Source organism: Streptomyces sp. NPDC033966 (assembly GCF_055575955.1).
Genome location: NZ_JBVIRQ010000005.1, coordinates 520,182 through 537,039, shown reverse-complemented (window position 1 = coordinate 537,039; position 16,858 = coordinate 520,182). Strand labels below are relative to the sequence as shown.

10 protein-coding genes are annotated in these 16,858 nt (G+C 72.4%); 4 read left to right on the top strand and 6 right to left on the bottom strand.

Annotated elements, in window-relative coordinates:
* Window positions 1-101 precede the first annotated feature (101 nt).
* Both ACZ518_RS17710 and ACZ518_RS17705 read left to right on the top strand, forming a co-directional pair.
* Window positions 102-2,018: an HSP90 family protein gene (locus ACZ518_RS17710; RefSeq protein WP_469113927.1), complete on the top strand. Its 1,917-nt coding sequence runs from the start codon at window positions 102-104 to the stop codon at window positions 2,016-2,018.
* A complete protein-coding gene (locus tag ACZ518_RS17705; RefSeq protein ID WP_469113926.1) occupies window positions 2,015-5,026 on the top strand; it encodes a tetratricopeptide repeat protein in 3,012 nt (1,003 codons plus the stop codon). The genes ACZ518_RS17710 and ACZ518_RS17705 overlap by 4 nt, the downstream gene beginning before the upstream one ends.
* A 64-nt stretch (window positions 5,027-5,090) precedes the next feature.
* Here ACZ518_RS17705 and ACZ518_RS17700 read toward each other — a convergent pair whose 3' ends face one another.
* Complete coding sequence (locus ACZ518_RS17700; RefSeq protein WP_469113925.1) at window positions 5,091-5,993, bottom strand: LLM class flavin-dependent oxidoreductase; 903 nt, start codon at window positions 5,991-5,993, stop codon at window positions 5,091-5,093.
* A gap of 182 nt (window positions 5,994-6,175) precedes the next feature.
* Here ACZ518_RS17700 and ACZ518_RS17695 point away from each other — a divergent pair, with 182 nt between their 5' ends.
* Entirely contained in the window at window positions 6,176-7,057 is an 882-nt protein-coding gene (locus tag ACZ518_RS17695; RefSeq protein ID WP_469113924.1) for a Cof-type HAD-IIB family hydrolase, read from the top strand.
* A 22-nt stretch (window positions 7,058-7,079) separates the two neighbouring features.
* On the opposite strand, the gene ACZ518_RS17690 is transcribed toward ACZ518_RS17695, so the two are convergent.
* From ACZ518_RS17690 to ACZ518_RS17675, 4 genes are read right to left on the bottom strand one after another with little or no spacing between them, the layout of a single operon-like run.
* A complete protein-coding gene (locus tag ACZ518_RS17690) occupies window positions 7,080-8,825 on the bottom strand; it encodes a GAF domain-containing sensor histidine kinase (RefSeq protein WP_469113923.1) in 1,746 nt (581 codons plus the stop codon).
* Window positions 8,826-8,862: 37 nt separating this feature from the next.
* The gene (gene cydD / locus ACZ518_RS17685) at window positions 8,863-12,438 is read right to left on the bottom strand and encodes a thiol reductant ABC exporter subunit CydD (protein WP_469113922.1); all 3,576 of its coding nucleotides are present in this window, start codon (window positions 12,436-12,438) and stop codon (window positions 8,863-8,865) included.
* 46 nt (window positions 12,439-12,484) lie between these two features.
* On the bottom strand, window positions 12,485-13,486 hold the full coding sequence (gene cydB, locus ACZ518_RS17680; protein ID WP_469113921.1) for a cytochrome d ubiquinol oxidase subunit II: 1,002 nt from the start codon (window positions 13,484-13,486) through the stop codon (window positions 12,485-12,487).
* A gap of 18 nt (window positions 13,487-13,504) precedes the next feature.
* Complete coding sequence (locus ACZ518_RS17675; protein WP_469113920.1) at window positions 13,505-15,010, bottom strand: cytochrome ubiquinol oxidase subunit I; 1,506 nt, start codon at window positions 15,008-15,010, stop codon at window positions 13,505-13,507.
* A 201-nt stretch (window positions 15,011-15,211) separates the two neighbouring features.
* Between ACZ518_RS17675 and ACZ518_RS17670 the strand changes: the two genes are divergently transcribed.
* Window positions 15,212-15,580 (top strand): cyclophilin-like fold protein, encoded by a 369-nt coding sequence (locus ACZ518_RS17670; protein ID WP_042801275.1) that lies wholly within the window; start codon window positions 15,212-15,214, stop codon window positions 15,578-15,580.
* 14 nt (window positions 15,581-15,594) lie between these two features.
* On the opposite strand, the gene hisC is transcribed toward ACZ518_RS17670, so the two are convergent.
* Complete coding sequence (gene hisC, locus ACZ518_RS17665; protein WP_469113919.1) at window positions 15,595-16,674, bottom strand: histidinol-phosphate transaminase; 1,080 nt, start codon at window positions 16,672-16,674, stop codon at window positions 15,595-15,597.
* Between the last annotated feature and the right edge of the window lie 184 nt (window positions 16,675-16,858).

Genomic DNA, 16,858 nt, shown 5'->3' with positions numbered 1-16,858 from the left:
ATTGTCGGATCGTCCACCTACTCTGTTCCTCGTTCCGGGATCAGTGAGGGGGGTACCTCGCGATCGCCGACCGACCACGCGAACAAGCGAGCTGATGCCTGATGACATCCGTGTCCCCGTCCCCGTCCGAATTCCCCGCCGATTCCCCGGCCGAGGGCGCCGTCAACAACTTCCAGGTCGATCTGCGCGGCCTGGTCGACCTGCTCTCCCATCACCTCTATTCCAGCCCCCGCGTCTACGTGCGCGAACTCCTCCAGAACGCCGTGGACGCCGTGACCGCCCGTCATGCGCACGAGCCCGGCGCGGAGGTCCGCATCCGCCTGTCCGCGGCCGCCGGCCGCATCACCATCGAGGACTCCGGCATCGGCCTGACCGCCGCCGAGGCCCACTCCCTCCTCGCCACCATCGGCCGCAGCTCCAAGCGCCGCGGCGAGGGCGCCTCCGCCGCCGAGCTCCAGGGCCTGGAGACCACCCGCCGGCAGTTCCTGGGCCAGTTCGGCATCGGCCTGCTCGCCTGCTTCGTCGTCGCCAAGCAGATCCGGGTCGTCACCCGCTCCGCCCGCGACCCGCAGGCCGCGCCCGTCGAGTGGCTGGCCACGGACGACGGCTCGTACACCGTGCGCGAACTGCCCCACGACGCCCGCCCCGAGCCCGGCACCACCGTCCACCTGGAAGCCCGCCCGGGCGCCGAGGAGTGGACCGACCCCGCCCGGGTCGAACGCCTGGCCCGCGACTACGGCTCCCTGCTCCCCTACCCGATCACCTTCGACGACGGCCTCGGCGGCGCCCCCCGGCCCATCACCGACCGGCCCGCCGTATGGGACCGCGCCCATCCCACCCCGGCCGCCCGGCGCGTCGCGCTCGCCGGGCACTGCGCGCAGCTCTTCGGCTTCACCCCGCTCGACAGCATCGACCTCGACCTGCCGGTGGCCGGGGTGCGCGGAGTCGCGTACGTACTGCCCGAGCCGACCAGCCCCGCACACCGGGCCGGCCACCGCGTCCACCTCAAGGGCATGCTGCTCACCGACCAGGCCGACAACCTGCTGCCCGACTGGGCCTTCTTCGTCCGCGCCGTGCTCGACACCGACACCCTGCGGCCCACCGCCTCCCGCGAGAACCTCTACGACGACGAGACGCTCGCCGCCGTACGCGAAGCCCTCGGCGCCCGCATCCGATCCTGGCTGGCCGAGCTCGCCGCGAGCGAACCGGACCGCCTGGCCGCCTTCCTGAGCGTCCACCACCTCGGCGTGAAGTCCCTCGCCCGGCACGACGCCGAGCTGCTCGGCCTGATGCTGCCGTGGCTGCCCTTCGAGACCAGCGACGGCTCCATGAACCTGGAGGAGTTCACGGCGGCCCACTCCGAGATCCACTTCACGCGGACCGTCGAGGAGTTCCGGCAGATCGCCCCGATCGCGGCGGCCCACGGCCTCGGCGTCGTCAACGCCGGCTACACCTACGACGCCGACCTGCTGGCCCTGCTGCCCTCCGTACGCCCCGACCTGAAGGTCGCCGAGCTGGACGCGGGAGCGGTCACCGACCGCCTCGACCCGGTCCCCACCGCGGTCGAACTCTCCCTCGCCGCGTTCCTCTCCACCGCCCGCACCCGGCTGGAACCCCAGAGCTGCGACGTGGTGCTGCGCGCCTTCCAGCCCGTGGCCGTCCCCGCCCTCTACCTCGACGACCGCCAGGCCCGCCAGGAGCGGGACCGGACCGCCGCACTCGAATCCGCCGACTCCCTGTGGAGCGGCATCCTCGGCTCACTGCGCGGCTCCGGCCCGCGCGCCCGTCTCGTCCTCAACCACAACAACCCGCTGATCCGGCGGATCGCGGGCCTCCCCGACCCGACGCTCGCCGGCACCGCCGTCGAATCGCTGTACGGCCAGGCGCTGCTGATGTCCCAGCGGCCGCTCCGCCCGGCCGATTCGGCCCTGCTCAACCGGGCCTTCCTCGGGCTCCTCGAATGGGCGACCCATCCTGTCGGCACCCCGACCCCCACGTCCGAGGAGGACGAGAAGTGAGCACCCTGACGGCCGATGAGATCCGGCGCGCCCTGCACGAGAACCGCGGCCTGCCCCACGACGCCGCGCGCAACGCCCAGGCCGAGGCGCTGACCGCGGCCGCCGAGGTCTGCGGTGACAGCGATGTGTTCCGGGCTGCACTGATCAACCAGATCGACTCCTACAAGTACAGCGCCGAGCAGAGCCGCATGGTGGTCCCCTTCGCCCGCCTGCTCCAGGAGTACGACCGCGACCCGTCGGCGTTCGGCTCGGGCGACGCGCACTCCCTCTTCTGGCGCTTCAAGTGGGTCTCGGGCCAGATCATCAGCTCCCCGGACGTCCCGGTCTCCTCCGTCACCGGCTACCTCGACGACATGGAGAAGCGCTACCGGATCGCCGGCTACAGCGAGCGGGCGGTACGCCAGTCCGAGTACTTCCTCGCCGACGCCATCGGCGACGACGAGCGCGCCGAGCGGGCCATGGCGCAGTGGCGCGCGGCCGACCGCGACACCATGAGCGACTGCCACGCCTGCGAGACCAACTCCCAGGGAGTCTTCTGGGCGACCAAGGGCGACCACGCCAAGGCCATCGAGGTCTGGGAGCCCGTCCTGTCGGGCGAGCAGACCTGCATGGAGGAACCGCACCGGGTGCTCGCCCGCTCGCTGCTCCCCCTGCTGCACCTCGGCCGCACCGACGAGGCCCGCTCGCACCACCTGCGCGGCTACCGGATGGCCCGGGGCAAGGAGAGCCTGCTGCGCGCGATCGGCCAGCACATCGAGTTCTGCGCGCTCACCGGCAACGAGGCGCGCGGTGTGGAGATCCTCGCCGAACACGGGGCGCACCTGCGGCCGCTCGTGGACTTCAAGACCCAGCTGGACTTCTACGCCGGGGTCCTCGTCCTGCTCCGGCGGCTGATCGAACTCGGCCACGGCGCCGACCCGACGGTGCCGTACGAGGGCTCCGCGCACACCGTCGAGGAGTTGCACGGCATCCTGCGCGCGGAGGCCGTGGGCATCGCCGCGCGGTTCGACGTGCGCAACGGCACCACCCGGGTCTCCGAGCGGCTCATGGAGCGGCTCTCCCGGGCCCCGCTGGCCGAGGCGCTGCCCCTGGGCGTGCGCAGCGCCGCGCTGCCGCAGTCGGCAGAGCCGGCCCCGGCACCGGCCCCGGCACCGGCCCCGGCACCCGTGCCCGTCAGCGCCGCCGAGTTCAGCGGGCTCGTGGAGCGGGCCCGTGGCGCCCGCGACACGGGCCACCCGGACTCGGACCGGCTCTGGACGGAGGTCGCCGTACGGGTCTCCGCGCTGCCGGAGCCGGACGTGCACCCGCTGCTGCTCGCCGAGGTCGCCGACCACCGGGCCCTGGCGGCGGCGCGGGCCGGGGCACCGGACGCGGCAGAGCTGCTGGCGGCCGTCCGCGACGGCTACCGGGAGCTGGGGCAGGCCGAGCGCGCCGCCCTGGCCGAACTGCGGCTGGCGAGCGCGGCGGCGCAGGCCGGGGCCGCGCCGGAGGAGGTCCGCGCGCTGCTGGCGGCGGGCCTGCGCGCCGCCGAGGCACTGGACGCGGGGGAGCCGCTGCGGACCCGCCGGATCGCCGTCGCGGAGCTGTCGGCGCTGCGGCTGGAGCCGTACCTGCGCTCGGCGGAGGCCGCGCGGGAGCACACCCACGACCACGGCGACGGCCACGACCACGACCATGAGCACGACCACGGGCTGCTGGTGGCCGAACTCGTCTCCTTCGTCTCCTCCTACGGGCAGGCACTCCCGGACCTGGCTTCCGAGGCCGAGGAACTGCTCGGCCGGCTGGCCCTCTCGCAGGGCGACACCGAACGGGCCCTGGAACTGCTGGCCTCCGCCGCGGACCGGGCGGTCGAGGCGGGCCGGCCGTGGCAGGCGGCGGACCCCCTCGTACTGCGGGCCGGGGTGTTGCTCTCGCTGGGACGGCCCGAGGAGGCCGAGGAGGCCGCACGGTCCGGCCTGGAGCACTCCGCCGAGGTGACCGACCCCGAGGAGCAGGGCATCGTACGCCTCACCCTCGCGGACGTCCTGCTGCGCGGGCGGGGCACGGCGGCGGAGGCCGCCGAGCACGCCCTCGCGGCGGCGCACTGGTTCGACCAGGCGGGGCTGGCCTCCGACGGCGGGGCCCAGGCCCGGCGGATGCTGGCCCAGGCCTACGCCCGGGACGGCCGGACCGCCGACGCGGCGGAGGTGCTGCAGTCGGCGCTTCCGGACCTGCTGGAGCACGGCGAGGGGCAGGCCGTCTCGGCGCGGGACCTCCTGGGAAACCTGCTGCGCGACCTGCGCGAGTCCCGGGCCGCCGCGGAGCAGTTCCTGCTCGCCGCCGACCTGGTCGAGGACTGGGAAGACCCCCGGCCGCAGGCGGGCTTCGCCCAGGCGGCCGCCGACAGCCTCTCCGACGCCGGCCTCGCCGATGAGGCCGTCGCCGCGTACCGGCGCGCTCTGGAGCTGCGCCGGCTGACCGGCGACGCGGTGGTCTCCGAGGTCAGGATCCTCCGCTCGCTGGCCTGGCTGGGGATGCGCGAGGAGGTCACCGAGGAGACCGCGGCAGCCGCCCGGGTGCTCATGGACGAGGCTGTCGAAGTCCTGGAGGTCGCCCTGGCGGCCGGCGGCGCCGAGGACCCGGAACTGCACTCCGAACTGGCGCAGACCTGGCACCAGCTGGCTCAGGTACTGGACCGGCTGGTGAGCTCCCGGGCCCCGGAGGAGGCCGCTGAGTCCCACGACGGGGTTGTCCTGGACCCGGCCGCCGTCGAGGCCCTGCGGCTGGACGAGATCCAGTTGTGGGAGCGGGCGGCCGAGCTGTACGCGCGGCTCGGGCTGGAGCACCTCCAGGACCGCTTCCAGTGCCTGAACAACGCCGCGTGGACCGATCACGAGATGGGCCGGCCGGAGGCGGGCGTGGCCAGGATGTCGGCGCTGCTGGAGGAGGTCGAGTCGCTGCCCGAGGGCATGGCTCCGGAGTGGGTGGTCCCCCAGGCGCGGCGGATCATCACGAACCTGACGGCCTGAGCGCCTGACGGCCCGGCCGGGGCCCGTCGTGCGACGGGCCCCGGCCGGGGCCGCTGGGGGAGGTTCAGCCGTCCAGCTGGGCGAGCGCCTCGGTGGCGATCCGCTCGAAGACCTTCTCGTCGGCGGCGAAGTCGGAGTCCGGGATCGGGGCGTGGATGACCAGCTCGGTGAAGCCCAGCTCCCGGTGGCGGCCTGCGAAGTCGACGAACGCGTCCACGGACTCCAGCATGCTGCCGCGCTCCGGGGTGAAGCCGGTCAGCAGCACCTTCTCAATGGAGCCGGAGTCCCGGCCGATCTCCGCCAGGGCCTTCTCCAGGCGCCCGTGCTGGACGCGCAGGGCCTCCAGCGACTCCTCGGGCGTGCTCTCGGAGTGCTTCGGGTCGCCAGCGGTCACCCAGGCCTGGCCATGGCTCGCCGCCAGCTTCACACCGCGCGGGCCGGTCGCCGCGACGGCGAAGGGCAGGCGCGGGCGCTGGACGCACCCGGGGATGTTGCGCGCCTCGTCGGCGGAGTAGAACGTGCCGTGGTGGGTGACCGCCTGCTCGGTGAGCAGCCGGTCGAGCAGCGGCACGAACTCCGCGAAGCGGTCCGCCCGCTCGCGCGGGCTCCACTCCTCCTGCCCCAGCGCGGTCGCGTCGAAGCCATTGCCGCCCGCGCCGATGCCGAGGGTGACGCGTCCGCCCGAGATGTCGTCCAGCGACATCAGCTCCTTGGCCAGGGTCACCGGGTGGCGGAAGTTCGGCGAGGTGACCAGGGTGCCCAGGCGGATCCGCTCGGTGACAGCGGCCGCGGCGGTCAGCGTGGGCACCGCGCCGTACCAGGTGTGATCGCGGAATCCCCGCCAGCTCAGGTGGTCGTAGGTGTAGGCGGTGTGGAAACCGAGGCGCTCGGCCCGCTCCCACTGGTCGCGGCCTCCCTCGTGCCACGGGCGTACCGGCAGGATCACAGTGCTCAGGCGCAGAGTCATGCCGTCGAGCGTACGGCGGTCCGTGGCCCGTACACCAACCACGCCTCGTCCATCAGGGCCCGGCTCGTCCGCTTCGGCGCATGTTTCACGTGAAACATGCGCCGGGCCGGACGGTTCCACAGGCGCCTCGCGGCGGGAGCCGGGAAGACGTCTGGACGATCATGGTCCGGCGGCAGGGGCCCATGGGCGAAGATGGAGCGGTGACCTCGGCTTCTCAGGGCCCGGACGGGCCGACCCCCGCACCCCGGCTCATCGCCACCGACCTCGACGGCACCCTGCTGCGCGACGACAAGTCCGTCTCGCTCCGCACGGTCGCCGCGCTCGCCGCTGCCGAGGAGGCCGGGATCGAGGTCTTCTTCGTCACCGGCCGCCCGGCGCGCTGGATGGACGTGGTCAGCGATCACGTCCACGGCCACGGCCTGGCGATCTGCGCGAACGGCGCCGCCGTCGTCGACCTCCACGCGGGCCGGGAGTTCGTACAGGTCAGGGCGCTGGCCCGGGCCACGGCCCTCACCGTCGTGAACACCCTGCGCAAGGCCGCTCCCGGCACCTCCTTCGCGGTCGAGATGACCACCGGCATCAACTACGAGCCGGCGTACCCGCCGTTCTTCCAGGACCCGGGCGCCACGGTCGCCACCGCGGAGAAGCTGCTCCACGAGGAACACGACGACCATGCGGCGCCGGTGCTGAAGCTGCTCGCGCACCACGCCGAAAAGGCCCCGGACGACTTCCTCGCCCTGGCCCGGTCCGCCGCCGGCGCCTACGCCTCCATCACCCGCTCCAGCCCGACCGCACTGCTGGAGATCAGCGGGCTCGGCGTGTCCAAGGCCAGCACCCTGGAGCTGTGCTGTGCCGAACGCGGGATCTCCCCCGCGGAGGTCGTCGCCTTCGGCGACATGCCGAACGACGTGGAGATGCTCCGCTGGGCCGGCACCTCGTACGCGATGGGCAACGCCCACCCGGACGTGATCGCGGCCGCGTCCGGCCGTACGGTCGCCAACAACGAGGACGGGGTCGCCGTGGTGATCGAACGGATCCTGGCCGAGCGCGCCGCGCGCAGCTAGGCCCTCACGCCGGAGCGACGGATCACAGCGGTGCCTCCCACACCAGGGTGGTCCCGCCGCCGTCCTCACCGATGCCGGATCCGTACCAGCTGGACCCGCCGAGCGACTCCGCCCTGCGGCGCAGGTTCCGCAAGCCGCTGCGCCGGCCGCCCTCCGGCATGCCCACGCCGTCGTCGGCGACTTCCAGCCGTACCCCGGGCCGGCCGTCGGGCAGGCTGGCGGTCGAGTCGACCAACACCTCGATCCGGGACGCGTCCGCGTGCCGGAAGGCGTTCGACAGGGCCTCGCGGAGGGCCGCGATCAGGTTCTTGCCGACCAGCTCGCCGACGACCGTGTCGATCGCGCCGACGAAGCGGTGCGCGGGCTTGAAGCCCAGCGGCACGGCGGCCATGTTGATCTCCCGCAGCACACGGGTGCGCAGCCCCGACGGAGCCTCCGCCGGGCCCTGCTGGAGCGCGAAGATCGCGGTGCGGATCTCCTGGATGGTCACGTCCAGTTCGTCCACGGCCTTGCCCACGCCGTCGCGGACCTCGGGGACGATGGACCTGCGCTGCGCGCCCTCCAGCATCATCCCGGTGGCGAACAGCCGCTGGATGACCAGGTCGTGCAGGTCCCGGGCGATCCGGTCGCGGTCCTCGAACACCGCGAGCCGCTCCCGGTCGCGCTGGGCCTCGGCCATCATCAGCGCGAGAGCGGCCTGGGAGGCGAACTGCGTGGCCAGGGTCCGCTCCGCCTCCGTGAAGGGCCGCTTGCCCCGGGCCCGCGGGGTGACCAGCGCGCCCAGCACCCGCCCGCCGCTGTGCAGCGGCAGCATCATGCAGGGTCCGTACTGGCTGGTCAGCCGACTGATCATGCGGGGGTCGGAGGCGGCGTCGTCCACGAAGACCGGCTCGCCCCGCAGCAGATAGTCCACCACCGGGCTCTCGGCGGGAATGACCACGCCGAGCGAGGTGCCCGGGTTGTCCGCGGAGACCGCGACGATCTCCATGCCGCCCTCCTCCGCCGGCAGCATCACGATCCCGGCGGCGGAGTCGGCCAGCCTGCGGGCCTGTTCGGCCACCACCGACAGGGCGTCGTCCGCGTCCCCGCCGGACAGCAGGGCCGTGGTGACGGCCACCGAGCCGTCGATCCAGCGCTCGCGCTGGGTGGCGGCCTCGTAGAGCCGGGCGTTGCCGATGGCGATGCCCGCCTCGGTGGCCAGCACCCGGACCATGTGGACGTCGTAGTCGTTGAACTCGCCGCCGCCGTTCTTCTCGGCGAGGTAGAGGTTCCCGAAGATCTCGCCCTGCACCCGGATCGGGACGCCCAGGAAGGTCTTCATGGGCGGGTGGTGCGCGGGGAAGCCCGCCGACCGCGGGTCCTTCGTCAGATCGGGGAGCCGGACGGTGTCCGGGTGGGAGATGAGCGCCCCGAGCAGGCCGCGCTTCCCGTCCGGGCGGTGCCCGATCCTCCTCGCCAGCTCACCGCTGACGCCGAAGGTGACGAAGTCCGAGAGCCCCGGGCCGTCCGTGTCCACGACCCCGATCGCCGCGTAGCGGGCGTCCGCGAGCTCGGCGGCCGTCTCGCAGATGCGGTCGAGCGTGGAGTGCAGTTCGAGGCCGGTGCCGACCGAGCGCATGGCCTCCAACAGCTGCGGGACGCGCGCGGTCAGCTCCGTGGACAGCCCGTGCAGGCTCCGGGTGGCCTGCGTGGCGGCCTCCAGCGGATCCGGTGCGCCCCCACGGGATTCGGGCGACTCCGGCGATTCCTGCGACTCCTGCACTGACATGCTCTTGAGCGTAGTTAGTCCCGTTTAGGAGGGAAAGTCAGCCCCTGGTGCCGGCGAGGGCCCGATCGGCCTCCCGCTCCCGCTCCAGGAGGCTCCGCAGCGGTCCCTCGACCGCTGCCAGCTCGGCATAGGCACCACGCTGCACGACCGCTCCCCCGTCCAGTACGAGCACCTCGTCCACCGCCGCCAGCCCGGCGAGCCGGTGCGTGATCAGTACGGTGGTCCGGCCCTCGGTGGCCGCCAGCAGGTCCGCCGTCAGGGCGTCCGCGGTCGCCAGGTCCAGGTGCTCGGCCGGCTCGTCCAGGACGAGGACGGGGAAGTCCGCCAGCAGCGCCCGCGCCAGGGCCAGCCGCTGCCGCTGCCCGCCGGAGATCCGTTCCCCGTACTCCCCGACGAGGGTGTCCAGCCCGTCCGGAAGCCCGTCGGCCCACTCCAGCAGCCGGGCCGCGGCGAGCGCCCCGCGCAGCTCCTCCTCGCTCGCTCCGGTCCGGGCCAGCCGCAGGTTCTCGCGCACCGAGCTGTCGAAGAGGTGCGCGTCCTGGGCGCACAGGCCCACGATCCGGCGTACGCCGTCGCCGTCGAGGGCGCGGACGTCCGTCCCGCCCAGGGTGTACGCGCCTTCGCGCGGGGCCAGGAAGCGCAGCAGGACCTGCGCCAGGGTGGTCTTGCCCGAACCCGACGGCCCGACGACCGCGATGCGCTGGCCCGCTTCGAGGGTCAGGTCCAGCCCGTGCAGCGCGTCCCGCTCCTGGCCGCCGTGCCGGGCGGCGAGCCCCGTCAGCCGCAGCGGGAACGGCGAGGCCGGCAGCGCCCGGGGTTCGGCCGGCTCGGCGACGGGCACCGGAGCGTCGATGACCTCGTACACCCGCTCGGCACTGCGGCGCACCCGCTGGCGGTACTGGACGGCCAGCGGAAGCCCGCTGACGGCCTCGAAGGCGGCGAGCGGGGTCAGCACCACCACCGCCATGGCCACCCCGGACAGCCGGCCGTCCACGACGGCCTCCGCACCTGCGAACGCGGCGCACACCACCGTGAGTCCGCACACCAGGGCGGACAGCCCGCCACCGAGTCCGGTGGCCGCCGCCCCGCGCGAGGCGATCCGGGTCAGTACGCCGTCGCTCTCCCGCGCCCGCTCCTTGCGGCCTGCCAGCGCCCCGGCCACCGTCAGTTCGGCGGTACCCGTCAGCAGTTCGGCCACCCGGGTTGCGAGTTCGCCCCGGGCGGGCGCGAGCCGCCGCTCGGCACGCCGCGCACAGGCCCCGCTGAGCAGCGGCACCCCCACCCCCGCAGCCAGCAGCCCCACCGCGAGCGCGGCCCCCGCCTCGGGCAGCATCCAGGCGGTGAACGCCACCGATCCGGTGCCGACGAGCACCGCGGTGCCCACCGGGAGGAGCCAGCGCAGCCAGTAGTCCTGGAGCGCGTCGGCATCGGCCACCAGCCGGGAGAGCAGGTCCCCGCGCCGCTGCTCGCGCAGCCCTGCGGGGGCGATCCGCTCCAGCCGGCGGTACACCGCGACCCTCAGGTCGGCGAGCATCCGCAGGACGGCGTCGTGCGACACGAGCCGCTCGGCGTAGCGGCAGACGGCCCGCCCGATGCCGAAGGCGCGCGTCGCCGTGACGGCCACGCTCAGGTACATCACCGGAGGCTGCTCGGAGGCCCTGGAGATCAGCCATCCGGAGACGGCCATCAGCCCGACACTGCTCCCGACGGCCAGCGCCCCGAGCAGCAGCCCGAGCCGGAACCGGCCCTGCCAGGCCGCGGCCACGGCCCGTACCCGCCGCAGCGGATCACCGGCCGGGCCGGCGCCGGCGGTGTTCCCGCCGGCCGAGCCGCGTCCGGTCCGCTCCGGTCCGTCCCCGAGGATCCACTCCCCGGGGCCGGAGACCTCCGCGGACCCGCGCGCAGCCGTCCCCCCTTCAACCCCCGGGGCCGTACCCGCGGCGGTCGCGGGGGCCGCGACCGGCCGGGCCGGGATCCCCTCGCCCACCGCCACCACCCGGTCGGCCACCGCCAGCAGGGCCGGCCGGTGCACCACGAGCAGCACGGTCCGCCCGACCGCGAGGCGGCGTACGGCGTCCACGACGGCCGCCTCGGTCTCCCCGTCCAGGGCCGCCGTCGGCTCGTCCAGCAGCAGCACCGGCCGGTCCGCGAGGAACGCCCTGGCCAGGGCGAGGCGCTGGCGCTGCCCTGCGGACAGCCCGGCCCCGCCTTCACCGAGCAGGGTCCGCGCCCCGTGCGGCAGGACCGAGACGAACTCCCACGCCCCGGCGTCACGCAGAGCCGCCTCCACGGCTTCGTCATCGGCCCCGGGCCGGGCCAGGCGGACGTTCTCGGCGATGGTCCCGGCGAACAGGTGCGGCCGCTGCGGAACCCACGCGATGCGCTCCCGCCACTGTTCCAGGGAGAGCTCCGCCAGGTCCGCGTCCCCGACCCGGACCCGCCCCGCCGTCGGGGTGACGAAGCCCAGCAGCACGTTCAGCAGTGTGGACTTGCCCGCCCCGCTCGGCCCGGTGAGGGCCACGCACTCGCCCGGTCCGACGACGAGCGAGACGGGTCCGGGAGAGCTCGCGCCGCGCCCCTCGTACCGCACCTCGACCCCGTCGAGCGCGATCCCCAGTCCCGTGGCCGGTACGTCGGCGCCGCCGCCCGGTGCGGGGGCCGGGGTCTCCAGGACCTCGAAGATCTCTTCCGCGGCGGCCAGCCCCTCGGCGGCCGCGTGGTACTGCGCCCCGACCTGGCGCAGCGGCAGATAGGCCTCCGGCGCGAGGACCAGGATGACCAGCCCGGTGTAGAGGTCCAGTTCCCCGTGCACGAGCCGCATGCCGATGGTGACCGCGACCAGGGCCACCGACAGCGTCGCCAGCAGCTCCAGCGCGAAGGAGGAGAGGAAGGCGATGCGCAGGGTGCGCATCGTGGCCTGGCGGTAGTCGTCGGTGATCTTCCGGATGGACTCGGCCTGGGCCTTGGCCCGCCCGAACACCTTCAGCGTGGGAAGGCCCACCACCACGTCGAGGAAGTGCCCCGACAGCCGGGAGAGCAGCTGCCACTGGCGGTCCATCCGGCTCTGGGTGGCCATGCCGATGAGGATCATGAACAGCGGGATCAGCGGCAGGGTGACCACGATGATGGCCGCCGACACCCAGTCCTCGGTGACGATCCGGGCGAGGACCGCCACGGGGACCACCACGGCGAGCCCCAGCTGGGGCAGGTAGCGGGAGAAGTAGTCGTCGAGCGCGTCCACGCCCCGGGTGGCCAGGGACACCAGGGATCCCGTGCGCTGTCCGCTGAGCCAGCCGGGCCCCAGGTCTGCGGCCCGGTCCAGCAGCCGGCCCCGGAGCTCGGACTTGACCGCCGCGCTCGCCCGGTGCGCGGCCAGCTCCGTGAGCCAGGCGACGAGGCCGCGCCCCAGGGCAACCGCCGCGAGCAGCAGCAGTGGCGTCCGGAGCGCGGCACCGTCGAGTCCCCGCTCGAAGGCTCCGACCACGATCTCGGCGATGAGCATCGCCTGACCGACGACCAGCCCCGCTCCGGCGAGCCCGAGGGCTACCACCGCCCCCAGGAAGAGGCGGGTGGAACGGGCGTACCGCAGCAGGCGCGGGTCGATCGGTTTCACGTGAAACATCCCCTCGGCAGGCTCGGGCGGGAGTGACGCGCGCGGCTCAGTGCGCGTCGACGATGTGCTGCGTACCGATCCGCTTGCGGAAGACCCAGTACGTCCAGCCCTGGTAGAGCAGGACCAGGGGAGTGGCCACGGCGGCGCACCAGGTCATGATCTTCAGGGTGTACGGGGTGGACGAGGCGTTGGTGACCGTGAGGCTCCAGGCCGCGTCCAGCGAGGACGGCATGACGTTCGGGAACAGTGTCAGGAAGAGCATCGCGACGGCCGCCGCGATGGTGATCCCGGACAGGGCGAACGCCCAGCCCTCCCGGCCCGCCAGGTTGAACCCGAGGGCCGCGACCAGTGCCAGTACTGCGACGGCCATGGCCACCAGGCTCCACACGTCACCGCGCGAGGCCTGGGTCCAGATCAGGAAGGCCAGGGCCAGGACGGCCGTCACCACACCCAGCCGGGTGGCCAGCGCACGCGCACGGTCCCGGATGTCCCCGACGGTCTTCAGCGCGGCGAAGACGGCACCGTGGAAGGTGAACAGGGTGAGGGTGACCAGGCCGCCGAGGACCGAGTAGACGTTGAGCAGGTCGAGGACGTTCCCGACGTACTCCATGTCCTGGTCGATCTTCACGCCGCGCGCGATGTTGGCGAAGGCCACGCCCCACAGGAAGGCCGGGATCAGCGAGGTCCAGAAGATCGCGTGTTCCCAGTTGGCCTGCCACCGCTCCTCGGACCGCTTGTGGCGGTACTCGAAGGCGACGCCGCGGACGATGAGGCAGCCCAGGATGATCAGCAGCGGCAGGTAGAAGCCGGAGAACAGGGTCGCGTACCACTCCGGGAAGGCGGCGAAGGTGGCACCGCCCGCCGTGAGCAGCCAGACCTCGTTGCCGTCCCAGACGGGCCCGATCGTGTTGATCAGGACCCGCTTCTCCGTGCGGTCCCGGGCGAGGAGCTTGGTCAGGACACCGATGCCGAAGTCGAAGCCCTCCAGGAAGAAGTAGCCGGTCCACAGGACGGCGATCAGTACGAACCAGACGTCGTGAAGTTCCATGGTGTGGTCTCCTCAGCCTCAGTACGAGAAGGCCATCGGCCGGTCGGGGTTCTTGTCGTCCCCGCCGATCCTGGTGGGCGGGTTGAGGTCGGCCTCGGTGAGCTCGGGCGGGCCGGCCTTGACGTACTTCACGAGGAGCCTGACCTCGATCACCGCGAGCACGGCGTAGAGCAGCGTGAAGCCGATCATCGAGGTGAGCACCTCGCCCTGCGAGACGCCCGGCGAGACCGCGTCCCTGGTGCGCAGCACTCCGTAGACCACCCAGGGCTGACGGCCCATCTCGGTGAATATCCAGCCCCAGGAGTTGGCGATCAGCGGGAAGAGCATGGTCCAGAGCGCGGTGATCCAGTACAGCCGGGCGAACCGGGGGCTGAGCGCCTTCTTGAAGAGGACGAGATGGGGGACCTCGTCCTCAGCGGTGCGCAGCGCCGGCGGCAGCATGAACCGCTTGCGGGTCAGCCACAGCCCGAGCATGCCGATCCCGAGGGAGGCCATGCCGAAGCCGATCATCCAGCGGAAGCCCCAGTACGCGACGGGGATGTTGGGGCGGTAGTCGCCGGGGCCGAACTTCTCCTGCTCGGCCTTGTTGACGTCGTTGATGCCGGGGACGAAGGAGCTGAAGTCGTCGTTGGCCAGGAAGGACAGCAGGCCCGGGATCTCGATGGCCACCTTGTTGTGGCCCTTCTCCACGTCTCCGTAGGCGAAGACGGAGAAGGGGGCCGGCGCCTCGCCGTCCCAGAGGGCCTCGGCGGCGGCCATCTTCATCGGCTGCTGCTTGAACATCACCTTGCCGAGCAGGTCACCGCTGATCGCCGTGCCCATACCGGCGATGATCATGACGACCAGGCCGAGCCGCAGCGAGCTGCGCATCACCGGGATGTGCTTCTTGCGCGCGAGGTGGAAGGCGGCGATGCCGACCATGAACGCGCCGCCGACGAGGAACGCGGCCGTGATGGTGTGGAAGAACTGGGTGAGGGCCGTGTCCTGGGTGAGGACCGCCCAGAAGTCGGTGAGCTCGGCCCGGCCCCGCTCCTCGTTGATGCGGTAGCCGATCGGGTGCTGCATCCAGGAATTGGCCGCCAGGATGAAGTAGGCGGACAGGACGGTGCCGAGTGAGACCATCCAGATGCAGGCGAGGTGGATCTTCTTCGGCAGCTTGTCCCAGCCGAAGATCCACAGACCGATGAAGGTCGACTCGAAGAAGAAGGCGATCAAGGCCTCGAACGCCAGCGGGGCGCCGAAGATGTCGCCCACGAATCGCGAGTAGTCGGACCAGTTCATACCGAACTGGAACTCCTGGACGATGCCGGTGACGACACCCATCGCGATATTGATCAAGAAAAGCTTGCCCCAGAACTTCGTGGCTCTGAGGTACTTCTCCTTCTCCGTCCGGACCCACGCGGTCTGCAGGCCGGCGGTCAGCGCGGCGAGCGAGATCGTGAGCGGCACGAAGAGGAAGTGGTAGACGGTGGTGATTCCGAACTGCCAGCGCGCCAATGTCTCAGGCGCCAAAGCTAGGTCCACGTCGTCTTCTCCTTGTCGTCGCCGTGGTCACAGCGGGCAGTCTGCCTGGCGGGTTCCTCCCCATAACGGGAGAAAGCAGGACACGCTTGTGAACGCGTTCACATTCACAAGCATTATGTCCTACCACCCGCAGCCCGAATCAGCCGGGGTCCCCCTATCGGCCACTAGCCAAGGTTTTCAACAGATTGTTGAATATGGCCCATGCAGATTCGAATCTCCTGGCCTGCGGGCCTGCTCACCGCGACCCTCGACGAGACCCCGACCAGCAAGGCGCTGGCCGCGGCCCTGCCGATCTCCGCCTCCGCGAACACCTGGGGCGAGGAGGTCTACTTCGACACCGGGGTCTCCGTGGCCCTGGAAGACGACGCCCAGCAGGTCGTCGAGCCCGGCACGGTCGCTTTCTGGACCGAGGGCGACGCACTCGCCCTGCCCTACGGCCCCACGCCCATCTCGCGCGGAGGCGAGAGCCGCCTGGCGAGCCCGTGCAACGTGCTCGGCTCGTTCGACGGCGACCCCCGCCTCCTGGCCACCGTCCGCGACGGCGACCCCATCCGCGTGGAACTGGTCTGACCCCAGCTCCCCGGCTACAGCTCCTTGAAGAACGCCTCCGCCGTGTGCAGGAAGAGGTCGTTCGCCTCGGTCTCACCGATCGTGACCCGCAGGCCCTCGCCCGCGAAGGGCCGGACCACCACACCGGCCTTCTCGCAGGCCTCCGCGAAGTCGGCGGTCCGCTCCCCCAGCCGCATCCAGACGAAGTTGGCCTGGGTGTCCGGAACCGTCCAGCCCTGTGCGAGCAGCGTCTCGTGCACGCGGTTGCGCTCGCACACCAGCGCCCCGACCCGGCCCATCAGCTCGTCCTCGGCCCGCAGCGAGGCGACCGCCGCGTCCTGGGCGAGCTGGCTCACGCCGAAGGGCACCGCCGTCTTGCGCAGTGCCGCGGCCACCGGCTCGTGCGCCACCGCGAAGCCGACGCGCAGGCCGGCCAGCCCGTACGCCTTGGAGAACGTGCGCAGCACGGCCACGTTCGGGCGGTCGCGGTAGAGCTCGATGCCGTCCGGGACGTCGGCGTCGCGCACGAACTCGCGGTAGGCCTCGTCCAGCACCACCAGGATGTCCGAGGGCACCCGGTCCAGGAACCGCTCCAGCTCGGCGCGGCGCACAGCGGTGCCGGTGGGGTTGTTGGGGTTGCAAACGAAGATCAGGCGGGTCCGGTCGGTGATCGCGGCGAACATCGCGTCCAGGTCGTGGACGTCCCCGTCGGTCAGCGGCACCTGCACCGACTTGGCGCCGGAGATCTGGGTGATGATCGGGTACGCCTCGAAGGACCGCCAGGCGTAGATGACCTCGTCACCCGGGCCGGCCGTCGACTGGATCAGCGACTGGGCCACGCCCACCGAGCCGGTGCCCGTGGCGATGTGCTCGACCGGCACGCCGAAACGGTCCGCCAGCTCGTTCACCAGCCCGGTGCACGCCATGTCCGGGTAGCGGTTGAACCGGCCCGCGGCCGCCACCGCGGTCTCCAGGACCCCCGGAAGCGGCGGATACGGGTTCTCGTTCGAGGACAGCTTGAACGCGACGGCCCCGCCCGCGGCGGCGGGCTTGCCGGGCTTGTAGGTGGGGATGCCGTCCAGCTCGGCGCGCAGCTTCGGGCTCTTCTCGCTCACCGCAGGTCCTCCTCGACCGTCCCGTCGACGTCTCCGTCGACTCAATACTGCTCACCTTATGAGGATTCCGCCGATCCGAGAATGGCGGGCGCCAGGAACACAGGGGGAGCGCACGCATATATGCGCGCGCCGGTGGCCTGCGCCGTGGCGCGCGTCCCTCGTGCAGGTGAGTTGAGGGCGACCC

Coding starts and splice junctions, on each gene's coding strand:
- ACZ518_RS17710 (WP_469113927.1), top strand. CDS start 102: ATGACATCCGTGTCCCCGTCCCCGTCCGAATTCCCCGCCGATTCCCCG.
- ACZ518_RS17700 (WP_469113925.1), bottom strand. CDS start 5,993: ATGACTCTGCGCCTGAGCACTGTGATCCTGCCGGTACGCCCGTGGCAC.
- ACZ518_RS17695 (WP_469113924.1), top strand. CDS start 6,176: ATGGGCGAAGATGGAGCGGTGACCTCGGCTTCTCAGGGCCCGGACGGG.
- ACZ518_RS17690 (WP_469113923.1), bottom strand. CDS start 8,825: ATGTCAGTGCAGGAGTCGCAGGAATCGCCGGAGTCGCCCGAATCCCGT.
- cydB (WP_469113921.1), bottom strand. CDS start 13,486: ATGGAACTTCACGACGTCTGGTTCGTACTGATCGCCGTCCTGTGGACC.
- ACZ518_RS17670 (WP_042801275.1), top strand. CDS start 15,212: ATGCAGATTCGAATCTCCTGGCCTGCGGGCCTGCTCACCGCGACCCTC.